Here is a 23,602-nt window from a genome sequence, read left to right on the forward strand (position 1 = left end):
GCGAACGCACTGCGCACCGTCGCCGTCGTCGGCACCGGGCTCATCGGCACCTCCGTCGCCCTCGCCCTGACGGCGCGGGGCGTCACCACCCATCTGATCGACCGGGACGGTACCGCGGCACGCACCGCCGCCGCGCTGGGCGCCGGGACGGCCGGCGCACCGCCCGGACCGGTGGATCTCGCGGTGCTCGCGGTACCGCCCGGGAGCGTGGCCGGCGTCCTGGAGGAGCACCAGAAGAACGGTCTGGCGCGGGCGTACACCGATGTCGCCAGCGTGAAGGGACCGCCGCTGGACGAGATCGCGGCCCGCGGCGGTGACCTGGGCTCCTTCGTCGGCGGCCACCCCATGGCGGGGCGGGAGCGCTCGGGTCCGCTGGCGGCCCGGGCCGAGCTGTTCGAGGGCCGGCCGTGGGTGCTCACCCCCGACCCGGCGACCGAACCGGCCGTTCTGGGGCGGGCGCTGGAACTGGTCCGGCTGTGCGGCGGGGTGCCGGTCGTCCTCGATGCCGAGGCCCATGACCACGCCGTCGCGCTCATCTCCCATGTCCCGCACCTCCTCGCCACCTTGATGGCGGCCCGGCTGGACGACGGGGAAGACGTGGCGCTGCGGCTCGCCGGCCAGGGGCTGCGCGACGTCACCCGGATCGCCGCGGGCGACGCCGGACTGTGGACGGACATCCTCACGACCAACGCGGAGGCCGTGGCGGCCGTGCTGGACGGGCTCGCCGGCGACCTGGACACCGTGCGCCGCGCGCTGCGCGGTCCGGACCCGGCGGAGCTCACCGCGCTGCTCGAACGGGGCAACACGGGATATGCCCGGATCCCCGGCAAGCCCGGCGGAACTGCCGTAGCGTACGCATCGGTTCGGGTGGTCCTGCGTGACCGGGCGGGTGAGCTGGCCCGACTGCTCCTGGCCGCCTCGGCGGTGGGGGCGAACATCGAGGACGTCCGTCTGGAGCACGCCACGGACGGCTCCGCCGGACTGGCGGAACTCCTGGTGGCGGACGGGTCGGCCGGTGCCCTCACGGCCGAGCTCCGGCGCCGTGGGTGGACCGTCCACGCGGAGCGCGCCGCGCGTGATCCCCGAGCCGTACCGGGCCGGACCGGCCCTCGTCGAGCGAATCCAGGAGTACGACCGTGCGGGCAGCAGTGATGTTCGGGGCAGGGGACGTCCAGGTGAAGGAGGTGCCCGACGCCCGGATCGACCGGCCGACCGACGCCGTGGTGCGGGTCACCCACGCCGCGGTCTGCGGCAGCGACCTGTGGCGCTACGGAAAGATGCCGCCGAACCCGGACGGGGTGCGGCTCGGGCACGAATTCATCGGCGTGGTCGAGGAGACCGGCGCCGAGGTCACCTCCGTACGCCGCGGAGACCTCGTCCTCGCGCCCTTCAAGTGGTCCGACGGCACCTGCGAGTTCTGCCGGGACGGGCTGCCCAACTCCTGCCTGAACGGCGGGTTCTGGGGCGGGGAGCTGGACGGCGGCCAGGGCGAGGCGGTCCGCGTCCCCCAGGCCGACGGCACCCTCCTCCCGCTCCCCATGGAGCCGGACGACCCCCGGGTGCCGGCGGTGCTGGCCCTGTCCGACGTGCTGTGCACGGGGCACCACGCGGCCCGCGCCGCGCAGGCCGGCCCCGGCCGGACCGTCGCCGTGGTGGGGGACGGCGCGGTCGGGCTGTGCGGCGTGCTGGCCGCGGCCCGGCTGGGCGCGGAGCGCATCATCGTCCTCGGCCGGCACACCGCGCGGACGGACCTCGCGCGGCGGTTCGGCGCCGTGGAGGTGGTCCCGGAGCGCGGCACGGAGGCCGTCGAGCGGGTCAGGGAACTCACCGGTGGCCACGGGGCGCATGCGGTGCTGGAGTGCGTCGGGACCGGCGCGGCCCTGCGGGACGCCCTGGACATGGCCCGCCCCGGCGGCGCCGTCGGCTACGTCGGTGTGCCCCAGGACGGCGAGGGCGTCGACGTACGGCGCTTCTACCGCCGCAACGTCACCCTCGCCGGCGGCGTCGCCCCGGCCCGGGCCTACGCCCCCGAGCTCCTCCCCGACGTGCTGTCCGGACGTCTCGACGCGTCGGCGATCTTCGACCGCACCGTCGGGCTGGACGGCGTCCCGGACGGCTACAAGGCCATGGCCGGACGCGAGGCCCTCAAGGTGATCATCCGCCCCTGAGGACCCTCCGGGGTTGTTGTTGTCCGTTCCTGCGCCCCGCTCCCCGGCCGTACCGGGAAGCGGGGCGCTCGTCCTGTGCCGGCCGCCGTACGGCGTCAGCTCCCCACCGGGCTCAGCTCCCCGTTGAACACCGTCACCGCCTGCCCCAGCAGGGTCACCCGGTCGCCGCGCAGCTCGACGCCCACCCGGCCGCCGCGCGGGGAGAGCTGGCGCCCGGTCAGCCCGGTCCGGCCGAGCCGCCGGGACCAGAAGGGCGCCAGTACGCAGTGGGCGGCGCCGGTGACGGGGTCCTCGGGTATGCCGGCTGCCGGGGCGAAGACCCGGGAGACGAAGTCGTGACCGGCGCCCGCCGGGGCGGCCGCGGTCACGATGACCGCCCGGCCGCTGAAGGCGGCCAGCGCGACGATGTCCGGGGCCAGGTCCCGCACCGCGGCGGCCTCCGCCAGTTCCACCAGCAGGTCGTGCCGGGCCCGGCCGGTCCACACCGGGTCGGTGCCCAGCGCCTTGGCCAGCCCCGACGGCACCGGCTCGGCGGCCGGCGGGTCCGCCGGGAAGTCCAGGGTGATGTCACCGCGGCCGTGCCGCCGGGCGGTGAGCACCCCGCTCAGCGTCTCGAAGCTCAGGGTCGCGTCCGGTGCGGCGTCCCGCGTCGTGTGGAGCACATGGGCGGTGGCCAGGGTGGCGTGTCCGCAGAGGTCCACCTCCACCGTCGGCGTGAACCACCGCAGGCCGTAGGAGTTCTCTCCCACGCGGTGCACGAAAGCGGTTTCCGACAAATTGAGTTCGGCGGCGACCTGCTGCATCCAGGCCACCTCGGCCGGCTTCTCCAGCAGACAGACACCGGCGGGATTACCGGCGAAGGGCCGGTCGGTGAACGCATCAACGATGAAGGTGCGCATGGCCCGAAGCTACTGCCGGTAAGACACCAAGGGGTGAAATGAGGGTACTTGCCGCTGTTGGTACCGCATTCCAGCGCCCATCGGAGCAGGGGGAACGGTCCGAGAGGAGCCTGTTTACGCCCCCACGCGATCACTAGGATTCGGATCCGATCGTCGAACCGCCGGCCACCGCCACGGAATCGAGGCGGCGGGCCCAGGGGGCGCATTCCGCGTCCGGAAGGGCATGCATGCAGACCACGGAAGCCAAAGTCCCGCCCTTACTCCTCGCGGTGCTCATCTCCTTGAGCGTGGGCGGCCTGATGTCCTCCGACATCAACCTCCCCGGCCTGGCACAGACCGCCCACGCCCTGGGCACCTCCGTCTCCGCGGTCCAGGCGACCTTCAGCCCGTATCTGGTCGGCCTGCTCGTCGCCCAACTCCTCTACGGCCCCTGGTCCGACGCGATCGGCCGGCGGCGGCTCGTCATCGGCGGCTTCACGCTGTACGCGGTGGCCTCGCTCGGCTGCGCCCTCTCCCCGAACATCGCGGTCTTCGCCACCACGCGGCTGCTCCAGGCCCTCGGTGCGGGCGCAGGGCTGGTCCTCGCCCGGGCCATCGTCGGCGACCTCTACGGCCAGCAGACCGCGGCCCGCGTGTTCACCACGATCATGCCGGTGGTCGGCGCCTCACCGGCCGTCTCCCCGCTCCTCGGCGGCTATCTGACCACCTACGTCTCCTGGCAGGCGCCCTTCTACCTGACCGCAGTGATCGCCGCGGTCACCGTGCTCGCCGTCGTGCTCAGGGTGCCCGAGTCGCTTCCCGCGGAACGCCGTGCACGGCGGCTGCGCACGACGGTGGGCAACTACCGCCGGCTGCTGCTGAGCGCGAAATTCTGGGGCTACGGCCTCAACCTCGGTGTGGGGTACGCCGTTTACACCGGCTATCTGGTCGCCTCACCGGTGATCTTCCAGCGGCTGGGCATGAGCACCGAGATCAACGGCTACTGCTACATCAGCATCGCCGCCGCGTACATCACCGGCAATCTCGTCTCGCGCCGCCTGGTCAAGCGCCACTCCGTCGACCGGCTGCTGGTCCGGGGCCACCTGATCTTCTCCAGCGGCGCCCTGGTGCTGCTGGCGGTGGGGCTGACCGATCCGCAGACCCCGTGGCCGCTGCTGGTGCTGATGACGGCCGTGACCATCGGCAACGGCTTCCTGTTCCCGATGTCCGTGGCGGGCGGGGTGACCTCCTTCCCCGCCATGGCCGGCGCGGCCTCCGGACTGCTGGGGGCGGTCCAGATGGCCGGCGGCAGCTTCTCGTCCCTGGTCGTCAGCAAGATTCCGCCGGACATCAGGTCGTTCGCGATCCTGGTGGCGGTCCTCGCGCTGACCGGACTGACCGCATTCCACTGCCTGCGGGCCGTCACGGCCCGTTCCGCCACCGCACCGAAGTCACCACAGGTGGCCCCGCCGACCGCACCGGTGGCCTCCGCCACACCGACCGACGAATGACCACCACGTATTCACATACGCAGTATCGAGGGGAAAGAAACAATGGGTCAGGTCTCACGCCGTCTGGAAGAACTCGGACTGACGCTGCCGCCGCTGCTGCCGAAGCTGGCGAATTACGTGCCGACGAAGACGGTCGGCGACCTCGTCTTCGTCTCCGGTCACGGCCCGCTGAATCCGGACGGTTCGGTGAAATACCGGGGACGCCTGGGCGCGGATTTCACCATCGACGAGGGCAAGGAAGCCGCCAGGCTCGTCACGTTGAACATCCTCTCCGCCCTCAACGCCGAACTCGGTGATCTCGACCGGATACGGGAATTCGTCAAACTGCTCGTGATGGTGCAGTCCGCCCCCGATTTCCAGGAACAGCACGTCGTCGCGGAGGGCGCCTCCGACCTCCTCACCGACGTCTTCGGCTCCGAGCGCGGCGCGCACGCCCGCTCCGCGGTCGGCATGATGGCCCTCCCCTTCGGCATCGCGGTCGAGATCGAGGCCATCGTCCGCATCGACGCCTGACGCTCACGCCGTGCGCCCTCTTCCGGGGCTCAACCGTCCCGGAAGAGGGTGAGCCACGGCAGCAGGTCCTCGCGGAGCTCGGGGTCGCGCACGCCCAGACCGTCCCGCGGCGCCAGGCAGCGGATGCCCACCTTCCCGTGGTGGCGGCCCGCCCGTACGGAGGCCACGGCCTCGGCGGTGGCCTCCAGGGGATGGGTGACGGACAGGGGCGGATGGATACGGCCCTTGAGGACGAGCCGGTTGGCCTCCCACGCCTCCCGGTAGCTGGCGACATGTGTGCCGAGGATCCGCTTGAGCCCGGTCCACAGCGGGCGGTTGTCGTAGTGGTGGTCCGGGCCGGTGGTGGAGGCACAGGTGACCACGGTGCCGCCGCGCCGGACCGCGTACACCGACGCGGCGAAGGTGTCCCGGCCCGGGTGCTCGAAGACGATGTCGGGGTCCTCCCCACCGGTGAGGTCCCGCACATGCCGGGCGAAGCGCCGCCACTCGCCGGGGTCCGGGGTGTCCGGGGCCTTCCAGAACCGGTAGTCCTCGGCCGTGCGGTCGATGACGAGGTCCGCGCCCATCCCGTGGCACAGCGCGGCCTTCTCCGGCGACGAGACCACACACACCGGCGTGGCCCCGCCGGCCAGCGCGTACTGCGTGGCGAACGACCCCAGCCCGCCCGCCGCGCCCCAGATCAGGACGGTGTCCCCCTGCTTCATGGCCGCACCGTTGTGGGAGACGAGCTGCCGGTACGCGGTGGAGTTGACCAGTCCGCAGCAGGCGGCTTCCTCCCACGTCAGATGCGGTGGCTTGGGCATCAGCTGGGTGGCCTTGACCAGCGCGAGCTCCGCCAGCCCGCCGAAGTTGGTCTCATGGCCCCAGATGCGCTGCGCCGGCCCGCGCCTCGCGTCGTCCTGGCCGTCCAGCTCCACCACGAGGCAGTGCGCGACGACCTCGTCACCGGGCCGCCAGTGGGTGACGCCGGGGCCGGTGCGCAGGACCACGCCGGAGAGGTCCGACCCCAGGACGTGGTACGGCAGGTCGTGCCGCCGTCCGGCCGGTGATCTGCGGGCGTACTCGGTCAGGAAGCGGAAGGTCGGCTCGGGCTCGAACAGCGCGGATCCGAGGGTGTGGTGGTTGACCGACGAGGCCATCACCGCGACCAGCACCTCGGCGTGCCCCGGCGCGGGGACCGGCACCTCGTCGAGGTGGAGCGAGGCACGCGGGTCGCGCTCGTCGTGCGGTACCCCGGCGAACAGCGCGGCGTCCGCACGGTGCACGGTCACCGCCCGGTACGTCCGCGGCAGGGGCAGGGCGGCGAACTCCCGGGCCGTGACGTCCGGATCGAGCAGGGCGGCGGCGATCTCGTGCACGGTGCGGCTCCTTCCTGACGGTCCTCCCTCACGCCGCCATGGAAGACCACACTCCCCACCCCAGCCGGAAAAACCTCCCTAAACCACCCAAAGGGGCAAAGGTGCCCTGGTCCGCGGCGGGCCCGCTGCGCTCCTTCCCCTCACGGGGCGGCGAGCCCCGGTGTCCAGCGGAGGGTGAGGGCCGGCAGGTTCTCCATGTTGCCGCTGCCCTCGTCGGTGCCCACGACCCGGAAGCCGTGGTGTGCGTAGAACGCCCGGGCCTCCACGTTGAGTTGGAAGACATGCAGGGTCAGCCCGCCCGGGGAGTGCTCCCGCGCCGCACCGAGCAGCCGGCTGCCGATGCCGGTACGCCGCAGGTCCGGCCGCAGATAGAGCTGGTCGAGCAGTTCACCGCGCACCGCGGCGTACCCGACGATCTCCTCCTCCTGAACGGCGACGAGGGTGTGGCTCTCCGGCAGCACGATCTCGCGGATCCAGTACGTGACCTCGTCGTGCGTACGACGCTGCGGCGGCAGATACGGCATGGTGGCGGCCCGGGACGCCTGGTGAAGGGCGGCTATCGCCGAGGCGTCGTCCGGCTCGGCGGGGCGGATGGTGAGGATGGTCGACCTCCCAGGTGTCGTCGAGCACATACGCGGGCTACTTTCGGTCATTCGTTCGCCTGGGTGCTCGTGGGGATGAGATTATGCGGGCGCCGGCCCGGAGGCGCTTCCTTTTCTGCGCCCGGAGCCGCCAGTTGACTCCACGACCGATGTCGTCCATCCCTAGACAGGTCCATGAAACGAATACCGTGGGCGCGGGCCGCCGCGCTCGGAGCTTGTGTGTCTCTTGCGATCGCCGTGCCGGCGCTCGCCGCTCGTGACACGGAGAGCCAGCCCGTTCCCCCTGCGGCTGCCCACAACGCCGCGCCGACCCCGCCGCCCGTGACGGCGGAAGCGCTCCAGGATGCGCGCGCGACCGAGCACTACTGGACGCCGGAGCGGATCCGCGCCGCCGTGCCGATGGACGCGGTGCAGGACGGCGGGAAGGGCCAGGACGCGGCGGGTGCCCCGGGCGCCGGCCGGCGTTCGATGGTGCCGACCCATCGGGCCGACGCGGGCGTGGCCACCGTCGGGGTGTTCCTGATCCGCAGTGCCGACGGGTCGGCGACGCCCAACCAGTTCTGCAGCGCCAGCGCCGTGGCCTCGCCGACCAAGAGCCTGGTGCTGACCGCCGCGCACTGCCTCGCGGGCGCCAAGGGCTACCGCGACGCGGCCTTCGTGCCGGGCTATCGCGCCGGGGCCTCGCCGGCGGGTGAGGCGGGGGAGACGCCGTACGGGCTGTTCCCGGTGCAGGTCGGCAAGGTCTGGATCGACGGGCGGTATCTGACCTCGTCGCCCAGCGACGACGTGGACTTCGCGATGGTGCGGGTCGGGCCCAACACCCAGGGGCAGTTGCTGGAGGACGCGGTCGGGGGCGGAAACCGGCTCACCTCCGTCCCGTCGACGCAGCTGGCGCGCAAGGACGTGACCCTCGTCGGCTATCCCGGCGGCCAGAAGACCCCGTTGCAGTGCATGAACGACACCACGGCGTTCCAGGGCCGCTTCCTGCAGATCGCCTGCGACGGGTACCGCTCGGGCGTCAGCGGCGGGCCGTTCCTGGAGCACTTCGACGGGAGCCGGGGCGACCTGGTGGGCGCCATCGGCGGCTACAAGACCGGTGGGCCCACCCCCGACGTCTCCTACTCGTCGCAGTTCGACGGCGATGTCTTCCGCCTCTACCGCCAGGCGGTCGACGACGCGGTGCCGGACAGCGCCGGGTCGCTGGGCGACGGCTCCACCTGGCAGCACGCCACGTCCCTGACCGGCGGCCGGTTCCACACCACCTCGGTGCGCAACGGCACCGGCGACCTGATCGTGCGCTGGTCCGACGGTGAGCTCTCCCTCTACCCCGGCAACCGGCAGTACGGCTTCGGCAAGGACATCACGCTCGTCAAGAAGAACGAGCTGTGGAAGCAGGCCAGGGCCATCACCGCAGGGGACTTCACCGGCAACTCCACCGACGATCTGCTGGTCCGCTGGGCCAACGGCAAACTGACCCTCTACCAGGACGTCAACGAAACCAACAAGCTCCGCAACGAGATCCAGCTGAAGGCGCCCAACGGGACCTGGACGCACGCGTACGGCCTCGCCGCCGGCCGGTTCGGCGGCGGCAACACGCGCCGCGACGACCTGGTGGTGCGCTGGTCCGACGGTGAGGTGACGCTCTACAGCAACGTCGACGGCAAGGGACTGCACGCCGAGAAGCAGCTCGCCAAGCGGAACCCGACCTGGACGCACGCCGTCGATCTCGCCGCCGGGGACTTCCGGACCGCGGCCGGCGACCAGGACCTGGCCGTCCGGTGGTCGGACGGCGAGGTCACCGCCTACGAGAACGTCGCGGCCAACGGCCTGAAGGGCGACCACCAACTCCGGCCCGCGAAGTCCGCCTGGCGCAACGGCCGTCTCGTCACCGCCGGGGCGTACGGCGGCGGCACCCGTCAGGACGATCTGATCGCCCTCTGGCCGGGCGGCAAGCTCGCCATGAACGGGGACACCACCCTCACCGCCCTGGGGCGGGAGCGGGTGCTGGTGCCCCCGCGGACCGGCTGACGCCGCACGCGAGGGGTGGCGCGAAGCCCCCGGTTCCCCTTGAGGGAGCCGGGGGCTTCGGCGTGGGCGGGCTCATCCGGCGCGTGCGCGACCGTAACTCCCGTATTCGGTAAGGCTGTTACGTGGCCGGCACCAGGCCGTCCGCGACCAGGCCGGCGTGCACCGCCTCGCCCAGGGCCTCCACGGCGGAGCGGGGCCGGATCATCACGGTGAACTCCTTGATCCGGCCGGTGGCGTCGTCGAGGTGCAGCAGATCGATGCCGTGGATCTGCCGTCCGCCCACGGTGGCGCGGAAGAGCAGCACGTCCGCGGCGGCCCGGGTGCCGTCGGCGGTGGTCTCGGCCTCGCCGCGGAAGCCGCCGACGTAGCGGAAGTCCTCGAACGTGCGCAGCAGCACCCCGAAGAGCCCCATGACCAGCGGCTTGCCCTCGAAGGGGGAGAACTTCACCGGGCTGTAGAAACGGATGTCCTCGGTGAACAGGTCCTCCAGAGCGGGGAGATCGCGGCTCTCGACGGCGGCACGGAAGCGGTCTGCGGTGGTCATCGGGTCTCCTCGTTCGCGGACCACGGGCGGACGCCCCGGTGGTCCTCAACAGTTCTGCTGCTCAAGAGATACTCAAGAATCTGACTACTCACTTTCTTGAGTATCATGCGCGGGAGCGGTCCGGAAGAGGGTGACCGGCAAGGACGAGGGAAAGGAGGGCGGCGCATGGCGCTCCGGCATGCCGTCCTCGCGGCGCTGCTGGACGAGGAGCTCAGCGGCTACCAGCTGGCCAAGGCCTTCGATCTGGGCGTGGCGAACTTCTGGCACGCACTGCCCCAGCAGCTGTACGCCGAGCTGACCCGGCTGGAGAAGGAAGGGCTGGTCGCCGGGCGGGAGGTGGTCCAGGACGCCCGGCCGAACAAGCGGCTGTTCCGGGTCACCGCGGACGGGCTCGCCGCGCTGGAGCGGTTCGCGGCCGAGACCGCCAAGCCCTCCTTCATCCGCGACGACCTGCTGGTCAAGGTCCAGGCCGCCGACCATCTCGACGCCGACGACCTGATGGCCCGGCTTGCGGAGCGCGAGAGGCTCGCCGAGGCCAAGATCGAGCTGTTCGGCGGGCTGTTGCGGCAGCTGCGCGGGGACCGCGACGAGGCGGAGTTCCTGCGCCACGGCGAACGGATCGGCCCCTACCTGACCTGTCTGCGTGGCCTCGCGTTCGAGCGGGAGAACCGGGACTGGTGCCGGCGCAGCGCGGAGATCCTCCGTGCGCGCCGGCCCACGTCCCAGGGTGCGGCCACGGACACTACGAGTCCGTCGTCCAGCTCCCCAGTGCGATCTCGGCCGTGATGCCCGGGCCGAAGCCCGCGAGCAGGCCGCGGTGACCGTCGCCCGCACAGCCCTCGTCGAACATCCGGGCCAGGGCGTCGAGGAGGACCGCGCTGGCGATGTTGCCGTACTCGGTGAGCGTGGCACGGCTGAAGCGGAAGGCTTCCGGCGGGACGTCGAGGAAGCGGCTGAGGTCGTCCAGAATGCGCGGACCGCCCGCATGGACGAGGTAGAAGTCCAGCTTTCCGGCGTCCCATTCGTGCTGCTGCGCGAGTTCGCGCAGGGCCGGGGCGAGCGGTTCCATGGTGCCCGGTACCCGCTTGTCCAGCTGGAAATGGAATCCCGTCGAGCGCACCGCGTAGGAAATCCAGTCCTCGGTGTGCGGAATGAGGTACGAGCCGTTGCGCTCCAGGGAAACGCCGGTGCCGCCGCGCCCCCGGACCACGGCGGCGGCTATCGCGTCGCCGAACAATCCGTTCGACAGCAGCGATCCGACGCCGAGGTCCGTGGGCTGGTAGCACAGCGAGCAGAATTCACAGGCGACCACCAGGACATTGGCGTCGGGATAGGCCGTGCAGAAGTCGTGTGCGCGGTTGATCGCGGCACCGCCCGCGGCGCAGCCGAGTTGCGCGATCGGCATCTGCCGGGTGTCCGTCTTGAAGCCCATGGTGTTGATGAGCCAGGCGGTCAGGGACGGCATCATGAAGCCGGTGCAGGAGACGTAGATGATCAAGTCGATCTGCTGCGGCTCCAGTTCCGCCTCGTCCAGGGCCTGGCGCACCACCGAGGGCACCCGGGCCTTGGATTCCTGCTCGTAGACGGCGCTGCGGGCGTCCAGCCCGGGGTGTTTGAGCACCTTGTCGATCGGCTGGATCAGTCGCCGGGTGAGCACACCGGTGTGCTCGATCAGCCGGAGTACCAGTCGCAGCTGCGCGTGGTCCTTGTGCAGCCGCTTGGCCAGTTCTAGGGTTTCGTCCCGCGTGATGACGTATTCGGGGACGGCGATTGCCGGTTTGCACAGTACCGCCATGGGATGCACTCCTTGCAGCAGAACTGTGGTCCGCCCGGTGCAGTTCCTGCTCTGCAGTGGAGCCGCACCGGCCGCCGGTTTCAGGAATTCAGCCGGCCGCCGGTATGTCCGGGCTCTTGGGAAAAGGCGAGCGAACCAGTCGTCGAAGAATGAACTCTCCCGATAGGAACTCTCCCGATCTCCCCGTGATTTCGAAGTGGGACGGAACGGCCTTTCTGCGGCCGAGCCGTTCGAGTTAGATACGGTACGCCGGGTGGTTGATCGCCGCATGTTGCGGCCGGTTCCCGGCGCCCGTCGGCACCTCTGCCGGACTCACCACACCACCGGCAATTCCAGCGGATAACGCCAGATGGAACTCTGGTTCCAGCGGATTTCCTCGGGCGGCTTCGCCAGCGCCAGCTCGGGGAAGCGCTCCAGCAGTGAACCGAGCGCGACCTCCAGCTCCGTGATGGCGAGCGGGGCGCCCAGGCAGTGGTGCCCGCCCCAGCCGAACGTCATGTGGTTCGGGCCCTCACGGTCGAGGTCCAGCTCGTCGGGCCGGTCGAACCTGCTGCCGTCCCGGTTGGCCGTCAGGTACGAGACATGCACGATGTCGCCGGCCCGGATGGTCACCCCGCTCAGCTCCACGTCCTCCAGGGCGACGCGGGGGATGCCCACGCCCTTGCGGAACGGGATGAACCGCAGCATCTCCTGGATCGCCTGCGGCAGCAGATCGGGGCGGGAGCGCACCCTCGCCAGCACCTCCGGCCGCGAGAGCATCAGGCAGGAGAGGTTGGCGATCTCGTAGGTGGTGGTGTCCTGGCCGGTGATGAGCAGGACCATGGCCATCACGGTGAGTTCCTGCTCGCCGAGCATCTCGTCCCCGTCGCGGGCCGTCGCCAGGACGCTGATCAGGTCGTCCCCCGGATTGCGGCGCCGCTCGGCGGTGAGCTTGCGGAAGTACTCCCGCATCTCGGCCTTGGACCGGACGGCGTTGTCCTTGTTGTCGACGCGGAGGTTCATCATCGTCCGGGCGTGGGCGCGCAGTTGCGCCTGGTCGCCCTCGGGGATGTCGAGGACCTCGCAGATCGTGATCAGGGGCAGCGGCCCCGCGAGGTGCTCCATCAGGTCGGCCGGTGGACCGTGCCCGGCCATCCGCGTCAGCAGGTCGTCGACGACGTGGTGGGTGCGTTCCCGCATCCGCTCGACGTGCCGCGGTGCGAACGCCTTGGACACCAGGCTCCGCAGCCGGCTGCTGGCGGGCGGGTCCATCACGTTGATCGCCTCGTCCTGGACGATCGGCTCGGGCGTCATCCGCGGGAAGTCGCGGCCGACGATCGCGTGGCGGCTGAAGCGCCGGTCGGTCGTCACGGTCCGTACGTCGTCGTAGCGCGTGACGAGCCAGGCCCAGCCCTCGCCGTGCGGCAGCTGGATGCGGGCGACCGGTTCCTCGGTCAGCAGGCGCTTGAGCGTCGGATCGAACTCCAGGGCCTCGGCGTAGTCGAAGGGACAGTTCCAGACGGTGGAGTCGGACTCCATGCTGACCTCCCGGAAGGGCGGAGACAGGCCTTGACATCCCGATCAGCGTAGAAGCGGCGCGACGGGTCGGCCCGGCTGCCGAGGGGTCCGGGGACGGCGGGAGCGGGCCCCTGGCCGCCGTCCCCCAAGGCCGAGCGGGGTCTCGCGCCGGTCCGTTTCCGCGTTCGTCCGAACGGGTGACGGGGAGCGGCGGCCGGTAACGGTGCGATACCCCCTCAGCCGGCCGCCTCGACCTTCCTGACCTCGGGTTCTGCGGAATTTCGGATGGCGCCCCAGCGGGTGGCGGTCTGCTCGTGGATGAACCAGATGTCGTCCTCGGTCAGGCGCCGGGAGACGACGCCGGGGAACGCCTCCTCGAAGAAGATGTACGGCGGCCGGTTCTCGATGTCGGGGGAGTGGTAGTCGAGCCGGTCGTGCATGCCGTGTGCCCGGGTGATCCTGGTGGCCGGGTGGTAGGTGAGGATGTTCGGGCTGGCCAGCATGATCAGCCCGTCGTCGACCAGCCGGCCGACCTCGTAGACGGTCTCCTCGATGGTCTTGCGGGTCTCGCCCTCCAGGCCGAACAGCACCGAGCTGCCGACCGGGATGCCGGCGTCCCGGATGCGCTCCAGGGCCGTACGGACCTTCGCCTTCCACGGGAAGTCGGTGATCCGCCGGATGTTCTTGTGCACGTGTTGCATGACGTCCGTCGACATGCTTTCGATGCCCATGTAGAGGTAGGTGCAGCCGGCGTCGCGCAGCGCCACCAGCAGGTCGCGCACCTCGTCCTCCTTGTGCAGGGTGGTGAGCAGGTCGGCGGTGACCTGGCAGCCGAACTGCAGCTGCCGCAGCCGCTGCCAGTCGCCCTCGTCGGTGATCCACCGCCGGCAGCCCTCCGGCAGTTTCTCCGGTCCCGCGGCGGTACGGGCCGCGTGCAGCAGGGCGCAGAATTCCCGCATCAGGGGGAAGGAACCGGTCCAGAAAATGGAGTCGTCGAAGAAGACCGCCTCGGCGCCGTAGCTGACGTATTCGCAGAGCCGCTCCAGCGCGGTCTCGGCCGGCGAACCCCGGAACCGCTTCAGACCGCCGACCACCAGCGCCGATTCGGAACAGAAATCGCAGTGGTACGGGCAGGCGTTGGACACCGTCATATGGGCCGTACGGGCCGGCGAGCCGTCCGGCAGGGGAAAGACCGGGAAACGCGACCGGATGGCGAAGCCCTGATAGGGGGAGGGGAGCGCGGCCAGATCGAGCTTTTCCCCGGCTATCGGAAAGGCATGCACGGTGTCCAGCTCCAGCGCGCACACCAGGGAACTGCCCGGCACCCGTATGCCGGCGGCGCCGAAGAGCCGCAGGATCCGGACCACGTCACCGACCGTGGCCCGGGTCCGGTCCAGGTCCATGGCCAGGGCGATCGCCTTCATCAGCAGGTCGAGGGCGAACTGCCCCTCACCGCTGACGCAGAAGTCCACCACCGCCTCCGCCCGGCGGTCGTCGATGGCCCGGAGGGTCGAGCTGTATTCCAGAATGACGGACCGCTTCGCCGGGACGTACCGCATCGTCTCGTCCATGTGGCGGCCGCCGAACACCACCAGGCAGTCCGGCAGTTCCTGCTTGACGATGCGCGCCATTTCCAGCGCGTACCGGTGACCGGGGGAGACCGTACTGACGAGGAACACCCGCGGCCGGTGCCGGCGGAGTTCGGCCCGCAATTCCGCCCGGGCCTCCGCATCCCATACCCGCGGGTCGAAGACCGTGGCGTCGGACGTCCCGGTACTCGCCCGCTGCGACGGCAGTCCGTGTTCCGCGCTCAGCCGGTGCACTTTCGACGGCGGTCTTCCCCAGCTGGGGCAGAGATCGCTGAACGGGACATCCGCTCCGGCGCCGAGCCGGGCGGAACGCAGAGCACTGTCGACCGGAACGCTCAACGCCGCATAAAGGCACATCGGATCGCCCGGATACGTGATTTCGCCTTCCGGTGACGTCATGACCGGGGCGAGCGCCGAGAGCACCGGAAAACTCCGGGCGTGCCAGGGCACCTCGGCGGGCCCGGCGCAGTCCGCCCGCGCGACCAGTTCGGCGATCCGCGACTCGCGCAGCAACGTCAATTCCCGGGCGGAATCCGCAGCCATGTCCGCGGCGGTGCGGAAGTCATCGTGAACGACCGTCTGGCATATGAGCATGCGTAACTCCTGATCGGTGGTCAACTCGGAGGAGGAAGCTGAAGGAGTTCTCGGGGCACTCGGTGCGCCGGGCCCGGCGGTGGGGGGAGGCCGGCGGTGTGCCGGGGCGCGCGAGGGTGAAACGTAATGCCGTGCCCCCGAGGGGGAGCAAGACTTTCGGGGTACGGCCCGGCCGACCGGTTCTTTATGCGCGGGCGGCACCCGTCCGCCTTGTCCGCCATTTCCGGCCCGCCCTACAGTCCGGGGATGGCAGCCCACACCTATCGCGCGCTGGTGACCCGGCACGTGCTGAGCTGGGCCGCGGTCACCGCCGCGGCGCGCATGCCGGTGGCGATGGCCCCGCTGGCGCTCGTCTTCCTCGTCCGGGAACGGCCCGGCGGATATGTGCTGGGTGCCGAACTCGCGGCCGTCTACGTGGTGGGTGAGGTTATCGGCGCCGCGCTGCTCGGGGCGAGACTGCGGCCCGACCGAGCCCGGCGGCACCTCGCGGGCGGACTCGGCGCGGGCGCCGCGGCGTTCGCCGGCCTGGGACTGCTGCCCGGCGCCCCCGACCTCCTGCTCGGCGCCTTCGCCCTGGTCGCCGGGGCCGCCCCGGCCGCGTCCCCGGGCGGCCTGCGCACCCTGCTGACCGAGCACGTCGACCCCGGCCTGGTCACCAAGGCGCTCAGCGCGGAGGCCACCCTGTCGTACGCGGTCTGGGCCGTCGCGCCCGCCGCGGCCGGCGCCCTGGCCTTCGGGGTGGCCCCCTTCGCCCCGCTGCTGCTGGCGGCCGGCCTGATGGCGCTGTCCGCCGCCGGACTGTGGGCGCTGCCGCCCGGCTGGCGAGCGGACCCCGCCGACCGTGCCGGCGTCCCGATGCTCCGCACCCTCGCCGCGGCCTGGCCGGTCTACGTGTCGGGCGCCGCGGCCATGTCGCTGCTCGCGCTGGCCGAACTCGTACTGCCCGCCCTGCTGGAACAGCGCCACCTCGCGGTCGGCTGGTCCGGTCCGCTGCTGGCCGGGTACGCCCTCGCCTCCGCGGCCGGCTCGCTGCTGTACGGGCTGCGCAGCTGGCCCGGCCGCCTCGGCACCCAGAGCCTGGTCCTGCTGCTCGCCGTCGCCGCCTGTGTGGCCGCCGCCGGCGTGGTCCCGCTGCTCGGCGTCATCGCGGCGGCCCTGTGCCTGGCCGGGCTGCTGCAGGCCGGGTTGCAGCTGACCCGGGCGCTCGGGCTGCGTGCCGTACTGCCGGGAAGTGCCCTGGCCGCGGGCTACTCGATGATGTACTCCGTGGTCGGCGTCGGATACGCCGCCAGCGCCTCGCTCTCCGGGGTGGTGCTGGGGCTGGCCACGCCCAGCACCGCGATCCTTGCCGGGGTGCTGCTCACCCTGGTCCTCACCGCGGTCGCCGCGGCCGGTGAACTCCGGCTGGTCCGGGCCGCGGAGTGCGCACCGGCCGAGCGCTGAAGCCCGCGCCACCGCCCCCACCGCCCCCACCGTCCCCCCGTCCCCCCGGCCCGGGCCGTCAGGCCGCCGGTGTCCCCAGCGCGGCGATCCGGGACGGCAGGTTCTGCCACACCTCGGGGGTGTAGAAGTGCCCGCCCGGCAGCTCGTCGTGGCGGAACGGGCCGGCCGCCAGCTTCCGCCACTGCCGCGCCGTCTGCGGATCGATCACCTCGTCGACCGCCCCGGTCAGCACCTGCAGCGGCGCCCGCACCGTCGCGCCCGCCCGGTGGTAGAAGGAGTCGCGCACCCGGAGGTCGGCCCGCATCAGCTCCACGGCGATCTCGCACAGGTCCGGGTCGCCCAGCACATGCCCCGGAAGCAGGCCGAACTCCCGCATCCAGTCCATGAGTTCACCGTCCGACTGGTGCTGCGCCGGGAACATGTCCTGCGGGGTGAGCCCCCGGCTGGGCGCGTTGGCGGAGGACACCACGACCGCCGCCGGGGCCGGCCCGCCGCGCTCCTCGATCCGTGCCGCGACGTCGAAGGCCATCCAGCCGCCCATGCTGTGCCCGAAGAGCACATAGGGCAGGCCGGCGGCGGACAGCACCGCGGTGACCGCGTCCTCGGCCAGCTCGTCCCAGTCCCGGGCGCAGTCCTCGGCGAACCGGCCCTCCCGGCCCGGATAACAGACCGCCGCCAGCTCCGTGCCGGGCGGCATCGCGTCCGTCCAGGCGAGGTACGAGCCGGCCCCGCCGCCGCAGAAGCCGAGGCAGATCAGCCGCTGTGCGGCGTCCGGGACCGGCTGGGGGCGGACCACGATGGTGTCCTGCATGGGTCGTCTCTCTTCTCGGGAAGGAAGCGCTGCTCGGCGGTGTCCGGCCGTACCCGGACGGGCGGGGCGGCGGCGCTCAGCCGGCCGGTGCGGAGGCGTCGTGGTGGCGCTGCACCTGCTGGGCGAGGTCCCGCAGCCGCGGATGGCGGTAGACCTCCTTGACCGAGATCACCACGCCGAGGTTCCGCTTCAGCCGCCCCACGACCCGCAGCGCCATCAGCGAGTGCCCACCCAGGGCGAAGAAGTCGTCGTCCGCGCCGACCCGCTGCCGGCCCAGCACCTCCGACCAGACCTCGGCGATCAGCTTCTCGTAGGGGCCGTCCGGCTCGGCGGCCGCCGGGTCCGCCCCCGGGCCGTCCGGCGGCTCCGGCAGCGCGGCCACGTCCAGCTTCCCGTTGGCCGTCAGCGGCAGCGCGTCGAGCAGTACGCAGTCCGACGGCACCATGAAGTCCGGCAGCACCGAGGCGAGATGGTCCCGGAGCCGGCCGGGGTCGGGCGCCGCCCCGCCGGACGGCACCGCGTACGCCACCAGCCGCTCACCGGCCGGCCCGTCGTCGCGGACCACGACGGTGGCGCTGCCGACGCCCTCGCACGAGACCAGTGCGTGCTCGATCTCGCCCGGCTCGATCCGGAAGCCGCGGAACTTCAGCTGGCGGTCGGCCCGGCCCAGGAAGACGAGGAGGCCCTCGGCGGTGCGCCGGACCCGGTCGCCGGTGCGGTACATCCGCTCGCCGGGCCCGCCGAACGGATCGGCGACGAACCGCTCCGCGGTCAGCGCCGGGCGGCCGGCGTAGCCGTGGGCCAGCCGCGGTCCCGCGACGTACAGCTCGCCCTCGGCGCCCTCGGGCACCGGGCGCAGCGCCTCGTCGAGCACGTACAGCCGGCCGCCCGGGAGGGCGTCCCCCAGGTGCGGGGTGCCGCCGGTCATCCAGGTGGCCGTGGCGTCGACCGTGCATTCGGTCGGGCCGTAGAGGTTCAGGGATTCCGGGCCGCCCGCGCCGGCGGCCTCCGCGAGCTCCCGCCAGGTCCGTGCCGGCACCGGTTCGCCGCCCATGAACAGCCGGAGCGTCCGCCCGTCGGTCCGCGGCGCGGTCAGCGTCCCGCGCAGCAACTCCCAGTGGGACGGGGTGAGATCGAGATCGGTGACCGCGTGCGCGTCGAGCACGGCGGCCAGCCTGGCCGGGTCCTTGCGGTCCTCCTCGGTCAGCACGACCACGGTGTCGCCCCGGCAGACCCGCGCCCACTGCTGCACCGACGCGTCGAAGGACACGCTGGCGTTCCAGGCGACCACCCGGGGTCGGTCGGCGTACGCACCGGCCTCCTCCAGCCCCGCCAACAGGGCGGCCACCCCGCCGCGGGACGCCTCCACGCCCTTGGGGCGGCCGGTCGAACCGGAGGTGTAGATCAGGTAGGCGGGGTCGAGCGGAGTGCTGTCCGCCGGATCCACGGCGAGGCCGCCCGCCGGCGCAGGGGCCTCGCCCGGGACGTCGGGATCGAGGACCACGGCCCCGGCCGCCGTCCCGAGCGGGGTGTCCCCCTCGGCGAGCAGTGCCGCGATGCCGGCGTCCCGCGCCATGAACGCGAGCCGCTCCCGCGGATAGCCCGGGTCGAGCGGTACGTACGCGGCGCCCGCCCGCCACACCGCCAGCAGCGCCACGACGAGCCGGGCCGTACGGGGCAGCGCCACGCCGACCCGGGCGCCGCGGCCGACGCCGCGGGCGGTCAGCGCGCGGGCCAAGCGGGCGGTGCGGCGGTCGAGTTCGGCGAAGGTCAGGGATCCCTCGCCGTCCCGTACCGCGATCCGCTCCGGGTGGTCGCGCACCACCCGGGCGAAGCGCCGGACGGCGTCGACCGGCTCCGGACGGAGGTCAGCCATGAACAGACTCCTTGTGCCGCGCGGGGCGTCCCGCGAAGAGGGAGGTGAAGGGAAGTGAGGGGGCGCGGTCCGGCGGGCCGTGCGGCAGCCGGTCAGCCGAACGCGGCGGCCGGCGGCACGGTGGGCCGGCAGTCGGCCAGTTCGACCGGCGCGCCCATCGACACCGCGATCCGGCGGTCGCCGCGGAACGGGTCGCGGCCGTGCGCGGTGAGGATGTTGTCGACCAGCAGCAGATCGCCCGGCTGCCAGGGCTCACGGACCGTCGCCGCGTCGTACGCCGCCTGGACGGCCGCCAGGTCCTCCTCGCTCAGCGGGCTGCCGTCGCCGAAGGCCGTACGGAAGGGCAGTCCGTCCGGTCCGAACTCGTCGAGCAGGATCTCCCGCAGTTCCTCGTCCAGCGACCACTCGTTCCAGAAGACCAGGTGGTTGAACCAGACCTCGTCCCCGGTCACCGGGTGGGTGAGGATGCCGGGCCGCACCTGGCCGGTGCGCAGGTTGCCGTCCTCCTGCCAGGCGTGCGCGATCAGGTTGTCCGCGCAGTAACGTTCCACCGCCGCCCGGTCGTCGGAGCCGAACGCGCTTCGCCAGTCGGTGGAGATGTGGTCGGAGTAGCTGCGGCGGAGCAGCCAGCCGGTCTGCCGCATCTTCGCCACCAGGGGCGCGGGGATGCCGGCGAGCACCTTGCGGCAGTCGGCGACCGGGGTGGCGCCGCCCTCCTCGGGCGCGGTCAGGCAGGCGAACAGCAGCAGGCCGGGGAAGGTCAGGGTGTAGCTGTTCTCGTTGTGCATGCGGATGCGCTGGGACGCCGGCAGGTCCGTGGACGAGTAGACGCCCTGGCCGAAGTCGCTGCGAGGGGTGGCCTTTTCGCGGTACGGCGTGGACTCGGGGATGAGCACGTCGCGGACCGCGGCGACATCACCGACCTCCGTCAGCGGCAGGCCGCGCAGGTAGACGGCCCCGTGGGTGTGCAGCGCCCGGGTCAGCTCCGGGCGGGCGGCGGCGAGCCAGGCACGGGCCGCGGCCATGTCGGCCAGGCCGGGTATCCGGGCCAGTGCGGGCTTTCCCGGGGCGAGTTCCCAGGCGAGCGACCGGGAATCCGGCAGGTTTGCAGGACGCACGTTCAGCACCTTTCACTCAGCGCCTTTTCGGGTACGGCATTCCGGGGCACCTTCAGGTCAGCCGCTGTAACTGCCGAGCGCATTGCTGGCCGCGAGGTCCAGCCGGTCCACCATCCAGGTTTCCAGGCTGCTGTCGCTGCGTTCCGCGGCCGCGCGGTACCGGGCGATGCGTTCCGGGGTGAGCTGAATTCCGACGGATGCGGTTTTGCGGGTGGCGGACGGTTCGGTTTCCCGGGCGGCCCGGACGTTCGCCCGTAATTGATTGCGCGACCAGCCCAGTTCCTCGGCCCGGTTGAGCCAGTAGTCTTGCTCATGGGGCGGCAGCGACGCCACCTCCGCGTGGTGGTGGAAGCTGAGGCTGTCCCGCCGGCGGGACACCTCGAACCGCCGCGCCACCCAGGCGTAGTTGCGCAGGGTCTGGTAGTCGAGGCCGACCGCGTCGACCGCCCTGCGGTAGCGGTCGGTGTAGCGCCACTGGCCGTAGATCAGCCAGTCGCCCAGGCACCAGGCCGACGAGTTGGCGACGGCCGAGATCCGCCGGCCCGCGCTCTTCCAGGTGTCGTAGCTGACCGCGGCCGGTATCTGGAGGCCGACGCGGGTGACGAAGACGCCCCGCGCGGCGTCGTCCGGCGTGGTCTGCCGGGGCCGTACGGCGGGGAGTTCGGTGATTTCCTTGCCCGACCCGGCGCGCGGAGCGGTGCCCAGGGCTGCGGACGATGTGCTCAAAGCTTCTCCTCGGTGCGGTTGCTTCGAACCGGACGGGTTCCGCGCACCGGCCGGACCGCGCCTACGGTCCGGGTGCGACGGCCGCCCGTCGGAAAATGCTCGGCCCAGGGCGCTCAGAACGGCCCGGTGTGCGGGGCGGGAACGCGGCCCCAGGCCGAGTCGCCGAGGACGGCGCCGGAGGCGCCGGAGGTGAGGTGGCCCGCGCGCTCGACGGACGGAGCGGAATGGTCAATTCCATATCCGACGGCGGTGGCCAGAACGGCGGCGATGGTGAAAACGCGCAGGATGCGAGGCATCGTGGTCCCCCATTGTGCGGCCAAGGATGTGGCTGGCGCCGCTCATCCTCTTCGGCCCGCCAAGATCATTGGACTGCGGACGGGGTGCACAAATGTAACCTGCATAGTTGTGAACGATGAAGAACTGGGTCTATGTCGGTGCAATGGGGGTGAATTACCCTCAGGTCGGGTATGCGGCGATGCGCTGAGCTACTACCGGCGCATTCTCCGTGACGGAACGGCGGGCCGCGAGACCGCCCCGCCGTGCCTGCGCGCGCTCGGTCTCGTCACCGACGACCCACAAACACCCGGCGCCACCACCCCGGTCCCGCCCGAGGCCGCGGCGATCGCCGCGCTGCGCCCCATAGAAGAGGCGATCGCCGACCAGCAGCGCACCTACCGCTCCGTCCAGGCCACCCTCTCCGTCTTCACCCGGACCTACGACGACGCCAGGAAACGCGAACAGCCCACACTCACCGTCCTCAACGGCGCCACGGTCATCAGCAACGCCCTGGAGGCCGCCGTGAGCGGCTGCCGCGAGGAACTGCTGACCACCCAGCCGGGCGGCGGACGCCCGGAACACCTGCTGAGCGAGGCGCTCGACCGGGACCTGCGGATGCTCGAACGCGGCGTCCGGCAGCGGACCATCTACCAGCACACCGTCCGCTCGCACGCACCCACGCTGGCCTACATCGAGACGGTCACCGCTGCCGGGGCCGAAGTGCACACCCTGGTCGAGGTGTTCGAGCGGATGATCATCTGCGACCGGCAGGTGGCCTTCATCCCCACCACCGAGGAGCGCAGCGACAGCGCCCTGCAGATCCGGCACCCCGCACTGCTGCGCTTCCTCGTCGCGCTCTTCGACAGCGCCTGGTCCCGTTCGGTGCCGGTCGGACCGGGCGGGGTACCGGCCCGCTCCCCGCTGATCACCTCCGACGTCCAGCGGGCCATACTGCAGGCCGTGGTGTCCGGCGAGACCGACGACTCCATCGCCCGGCGGATGGGCATGAGCCGCCGCAGCGTCGCCAAGCACATCAGCCGGGTCTCCCAGCAGCTCGGCAGCAACAGCCGCGCCCAGCTCGGCTATCTGCTGGCCACCTCCGGCCTGCTGTGGCTGCCGGAGCCGCCCGGCGGCCCTCCGCCGGAACGGACCTTCTGACCGGCCCGGCCGCGGACCGGACGGGCGCACCGGACGGCGTCCTCACCGGGTCGCGTCCGACCTGTTCTCCTGCAACTCCACCGCCTCGTACAGCGCCTTGATGTTGCCGCTGCCGAACGTCCGGGCGCCGAGCCGCTCGATGACCTCGAAGAACAGCGTGCCGCGCGGGTGCCCGGACCGGGTGAAGATCTGCAGCAGCTGGCCGTCCTGGTCCTGGTCGGCCAGCACGTTCAGGTCCCGCAGCTCGTCGACGGAGTGCCGGGAGAGCGTCAGCCGGCCCGGGATCAGGTCGTAATAGGTGCCGGGGGTGTCCAGGAAACCGATGCCGCGCGCCGCCAGCAGCTGCACCGAGCGCACGATGTCGTCCGACGCGAACGCGACGTGCTGCACCCCGGCGCCGCCGTGGGAGGCCAGGAACCGGTCGATCTGGCCCGGCGCGCGGCCGGTGTCCGGCTCGATCAGCGTCAGCGTGACGGTCCCGGCGTCGTTCTGCACCACGACCGAGTCCATCGCCTGCGCGCCGACGACGATGCGCTCGGTGAACACCGCGGCGAAGCCCAGCGCGCGTTCGTAGTACTCCACGGTCGGTCCCAGCCGCCCCGGCTCCAGACACACCGCCAGGTGGTCGATCCCGTGCAACCCGGTGGCCGCCGGGCCGGGGGCACCGGCCGCCGGTACCGGCCGCTGTACGAAGGTGTGCACCACGTCCCCGAAGCCGACGACCGAGGCGGTGACCACCCCGTCCCGCCCGGCCGGACCGGCCACCGGTTCGGCGCCCCGCCGCACCGCCTCGGCGAACGCGGCCGTCGCGTCCGGTGTCCCGAGCGCGATGTCCCGGACCCCGTCGCCGTGGCGCGCGACGTACCGGGCGGCCGGATGCCCGGCGTCCTGCGCGGCGGTCAGCACCAGCCGGATGCCGCCGGCACCCACCGCCACCGTACGGACCCCGTCCCCCGGGGCACCGGAGACACCGGGGGACCGGTCCAGGACGCCGAAGCCGTAGCACGCGGTGAACGGCTCCGCGGCGGCCGCCAGATCACCGACCGCGAAGCCGAGGTGGTCGAGGCGGAGGTGGCGGAGCGGTCCGGCGGGGACCGAGGTCGGCGCGGACATCCCG

At 72.0% G+C, this 23,602-nt stretch carries 21 protein-coding genes; 8 read left to right on the forward strand and 13 right to left on the reverse strand.

Annotated elements, in window-relative coordinates:
• Positions 1-9: 9 nt before the first annotated feature.
• Positions 10-1,152: a prephenate dehydrogenase gene (locus tag ACZ7MX_RS25275; RefSeq protein ID WP_472135737.1), complete on the forward strand. Its 1,143-nt coding sequence runs from the start codon at positions 10-12 to the stop codon at positions 1,150-1,152.
• A complete protein-coding gene (locus tag ACZ7MX_RS25280; protein WP_472135512.1) occupies positions 1,137-2,168 on the forward strand; it encodes a zinc-binding dehydrogenase in 1,032 nt (343 codons plus the stop codon). Before ACZ7MX_RS25275 ends, ACZ7MX_RS25280 begins: the two co-directional genes overlap by 16 nt.
• A 95-nt stretch (positions 2,169-2,263) precedes the next feature.
• Here ACZ7MX_RS25280 and ACZ7MX_RS25285 read toward each other — a convergent pair whose 3' ends face one another.
• Complete coding sequence (locus ACZ7MX_RS25285; RefSeq protein ID WP_472135513.1) at positions 2,264-3,067, reverse strand: PhzF family phenazine biosynthesis protein; 804 nt, start codon at positions 3,065-3,067, stop codon at positions 2,264-2,266.
• A gap of 227 nt (positions 3,068-3,294) precedes the next feature.
• On the opposite strand from ACZ7MX_RS25285, the gene ACZ7MX_RS25290 reads away from it, so the two are divergent.
• Positions 3,295-4,557, forward strand: coding sequence for a multidrug effflux MFS transporter (locus tag ACZ7MX_RS25290; protein ID WP_472135514.1), 1,263 nt, complete (start codon positions 3,295-3,297; stop codon positions 4,555-4,557).
• A 42-nt stretch (positions 4,558-4,599) separates the two neighbouring features.
• Positions 4,600-5,070, forward strand: a complete 471-nt coding sequence (locus ACZ7MX_RS25295) for a RidA family protein (protein WP_472135515.1) — start codon at positions 4,600-4,602, stop codon at positions 5,068-5,070.
• 29 nt (positions 5,071-5,099) lie between these two features.
• Here ACZ7MX_RS25295 and ccrA read toward each other — a convergent pair whose 3' ends face one another.
• Both ccrA and ACZ7MX_RS25305 read right to left on the reverse strand, forming a co-directional pair.
• Positions 5,100-6,428: a crotonyl-CoA carboxylase/reductase gene (ccrA, locus tag ACZ7MX_RS25300; protein WP_472135516.1), complete on the reverse strand. Its 1,329-nt coding sequence runs from the start codon at positions 6,426-6,428 to the stop codon at positions 5,100-5,102.
• A gap of 140 nt (positions 6,429-6,568) precedes the next feature.
• Positions 6,569-7,081 (reverse strand): GNAT family N-acetyltransferase, encoded by a 513-nt coding sequence (locus ACZ7MX_RS25305; protein WP_472135517.1) that lies wholly within the window; start codon positions 7,079-7,081, stop codon positions 6,569-6,571.
• Between the two features lie 168 nt (positions 7,082-7,249).
• On the opposite strand from ACZ7MX_RS25305, the gene ACZ7MX_RS25310 reads away from it, so the two are divergent.
• Entirely contained in the window at positions 7,250-9,058 is a 1,809-nt protein-coding gene (locus ACZ7MX_RS25310; protein ID WP_472135518.1) for a trypsin-like serine peptidase, read from the forward strand.
• A 118-nt stretch (positions 9,059-9,176) separates the two neighbouring features.
• Here the strand turns inward: ACZ7MX_RS25310 and ACZ7MX_RS25315 are convergent, their stop codons facing one another.
• Positions 9,177-9,602 carry a nuclear transport factor 2 family protein gene (locus ACZ7MX_RS25315; RefSeq protein ID WP_472135519.1) on the reverse strand — a complete coding sequence of 142 codons (426 nt, stop codon included), beginning with the start codon at positions 9,600-9,602 and terminating at the stop codon, positions 9,177-9,179.
• A gap of 165 nt (positions 9,603-9,767) precedes the next feature.
• On the opposite strand from ACZ7MX_RS25315, the gene ACZ7MX_RS25320 reads away from it, so the two are divergent.
• Entirely contained in the window at positions 9,768-10,388 is a 621-nt protein-coding gene (locus ACZ7MX_RS25320; RefSeq protein WP_472135520.1) for a PadR family transcriptional regulator, read from the forward strand.
• On the opposite strand, the gene ACZ7MX_RS25325 is transcribed toward ACZ7MX_RS25320, so the two are convergent.
• From ACZ7MX_RS25325 to ACZ7MX_RS25335, 3 genes are all read right to left on the reverse strand, one after another.
• Entirely contained in the window at positions 10,345-11,397 is a 1,053-nt protein-coding gene (locus ACZ7MX_RS25325) for a type III polyketide synthase (protein ID WP_472135521.1), read from the reverse strand. The two genes, ACZ7MX_RS25320 and ACZ7MX_RS25325, sit on opposite strands and share 44 nt — an antisense overlap.
• Before the next feature lie 312 nt (positions 11,398-11,709).
• On the reverse strand, positions 11,710-12,915 hold the full coding sequence (locus tag ACZ7MX_RS25330) for a cytochrome P450 (RefSeq protein WP_472135522.1): 1,206 nt from the start codon (positions 12,913-12,915) through the stop codon (positions 11,710-11,712).
• A gap of 215 nt (positions 12,916-13,130) precedes the next feature.
• Positions 13,131-15,077: a B12-binding domain-containing radical SAM protein gene (locus ACZ7MX_RS25335; protein ID WP_472135523.1), complete on the reverse strand. Its 1,947-nt coding sequence runs from the start codon at positions 15,075-15,077 to the stop codon at positions 13,131-13,133.
• A gap of 246 nt (positions 15,078-15,323) precedes the next feature.
• On the opposite strand from ACZ7MX_RS25335, the gene ACZ7MX_RS25340 reads away from it, so the two are divergent.
• Positions 15,324-16,520 (forward strand): MFS transporter, encoded by a 1,197-nt coding sequence (locus ACZ7MX_RS25340; RefSeq protein ID WP_472135524.1) that lies wholly within the window; start codon positions 15,324-15,326, stop codon positions 16,518-16,520.
• A gap of 58 nt (positions 16,521-16,578) precedes the next feature.
• On the opposite strand, the gene ACZ7MX_RS25345 is transcribed toward ACZ7MX_RS25340, so the two are convergent.
• The 5 genes from ACZ7MX_RS25345 to ACZ7MX_RS25365 form a co-directional block, all read right to left on the reverse strand.
• On the reverse strand, positions 16,579-17,331 hold the full coding sequence (locus ACZ7MX_RS25345) for a thioesterase II family protein (RefSeq protein WP_472135525.1): 753 nt from the start codon (positions 17,329-17,331) through the stop codon (positions 16,579-16,581).
• 76 nt (positions 17,332-17,407) lie between these two features.
• The gene (locus ACZ7MX_RS25350; protein ID WP_472135526.1) at positions 17,408-19,207 is read right to left on the reverse strand and encodes a non-ribosomal peptide synthetase; all 1,800 of its coding nucleotides are present in this window, start codon (positions 19,205-19,207) and stop codon (positions 17,408-17,410) included.
• Positions 19,208-19,299: 92 nt separating this feature from the next.
• Positions 19,300-20,325, reverse strand: coding sequence for a TauD/TfdA family dioxygenase (locus tag ACZ7MX_RS25355; RefSeq protein WP_472135527.1), 1,026 nt, complete (start codon positions 20,323-20,325; stop codon positions 19,300-19,302).
• A 57-nt stretch (positions 20,326-20,382) separates the two neighbouring features.
• Positions 20,383-21,051 (reverse strand): LmbU family transcriptional regulator, encoded by a 669-nt coding sequence (locus ACZ7MX_RS25360; protein WP_472135528.1) that lies wholly within the window; start codon positions 21,049-21,051, stop codon positions 20,383-20,385.
• 113 nt (positions 21,052-21,164) lie between these two features.
• Positions 21,165-21,347 carry a hypothetical protein gene (locus ACZ7MX_RS25365; protein ID WP_472135529.1) on the reverse strand — a complete coding sequence of 61 codons (183 nt, stop codon included), beginning with the start codon at positions 21,345-21,347 and terminating at the stop codon, positions 21,165-21,167.
• Between the two features lie 109 nt (positions 21,348-21,456).
• On the opposite strand from ACZ7MX_RS25365, the gene ACZ7MX_RS25370 reads away from it, so the two are divergent.
• Positions 21,457-22,485, forward strand: coding sequence for a LuxR C-terminal-related transcriptional regulator (locus ACZ7MX_RS25370; protein ID WP_472135530.1), 1,029 nt, complete (start codon positions 21,457-21,459; stop codon positions 22,483-22,485).
• A gap of 42 nt (positions 22,486-22,527) precedes the next feature.
• Here the strand turns inward: ACZ7MX_RS25370 and hppD are convergent, their stop codons facing one another.
• On the reverse strand, positions 22,528-23,598 hold the full coding sequence (gene hppD, locus ACZ7MX_RS25375; protein WP_472135531.1) for a 4-hydroxyphenylpyruvate dioxygenase: 1,071 nt from the start codon (positions 23,596-23,598) through the stop codon (positions 22,528-22,530).
• Positions 23,599-23,602: the final 4 nt, after the last annotated feature.

This window comes from Streptomyces sp. NPDC107765, assembly GCF_055657085.1.

What these genes read in the sequence shown, in the direction of transcription:
- ACZ7MX_RS25285 (WP_472135513.1), bottom strand. Translation starts at nt 3,067, where the DNA reads ATGCGCACCTTCATCGTTGATGCGTTCACCGACCGGCCCTTCGCCGGT.
- hppD (WP_472135531.1), bottom strand. Translation starts at nt 23,598, where the DNA reads ATGTCCGCGCCGACCTCGGTCCCCGCCGGACCGCTCCGCCACCTCCGC.
- ACZ7MX_RS25340 (WP_472135524.1), top strand. Translation starts at nt 15,324, where the DNA reads ATGGCAGCCCACACCTATCGCGCGCTGGTGACCCGGCACGTGCTGAGC.
- ACZ7MX_RS25295 (WP_472135515.1), top strand. Translation starts at nt 4,600, where the DNA reads ATGGGTCAGGTCTCACGCCGTCTGGAAGAACTCGGACTGACGCTGCCG.
- ACZ7MX_RS25335 (WP_472135523.1), bottom strand. Translation starts at nt 15,077, where the DNA reads ATGCTCATATGCCAGACGGTCGTTCACGATGACTTCCGCACCGCCGCG.
- ACZ7MX_RS25350 (WP_472135526.1), bottom strand. Translation starts at nt 19,207, where the DNA reads ATGGCTGACCTCCGTCCGGAGCCGGTCGACGCCGTCCGGCGCTTCGCC.
- ACZ7MX_RS25330 (WP_472135522.1), bottom strand. Translation starts at nt 12,915, where the DNA reads ATGGAGTCCGACTCCACCGTCTGGAACTGTCCCTTCGACTACGCCGAG.
- ACZ7MX_RS25365 (WP_472135529.1), bottom strand. Translation starts at nt 21,347, where the DNA reads ATGCCTCGCATCCTGCGCGTTTTCACCATCGCCGCCGTTCTGGCCACC.
- ACZ7MX_RS25315 (WP_472135519.1), bottom strand. Translation starts at nt 9,602, where the DNA reads ATGACCACCGCAGACCGCTTCCGTGCCGCCGTCGAGAGCCGCGATCTC.
- ACZ7MX_RS25305 (WP_472135517.1), bottom strand. Translation starts at nt 7,081, where the DNA reads ATGACCGAAAGTAGCCCGCGTATGTGCTCGACGACACCTGGGAGGTCG.
- ACZ7MX_RS25320 (WP_472135520.1), top strand. Translation starts at nt 9,768, where the DNA reads ATGGCGCTCCGGCATGCCGTCCTCGCGGCGCTGCTGGACGAGGAGCTC.
- ACZ7MX_RS25325 (WP_472135521.1), bottom strand. Translation starts at nt 11,397, where the DNA reads ATGGCGGTACTGTGCAAACCGGCAATCGCCGTCCCCGAATACGTCATC.
- ACZ7MX_RS25290 (WP_472135514.1), top strand. Translation starts at nt 3,295, where the DNA reads ATGCAGACCACGGAAGCCAAAGTCCCGCCCTTACTCCTCGCGGTGCTC.
- ACZ7MX_RS25345 (WP_472135525.1), bottom strand. Translation starts at nt 17,331, where the DNA reads ATGCAGGACACCATCGTGGTCCGCCCCCAGCCGGTCCCGGACGCCGCA.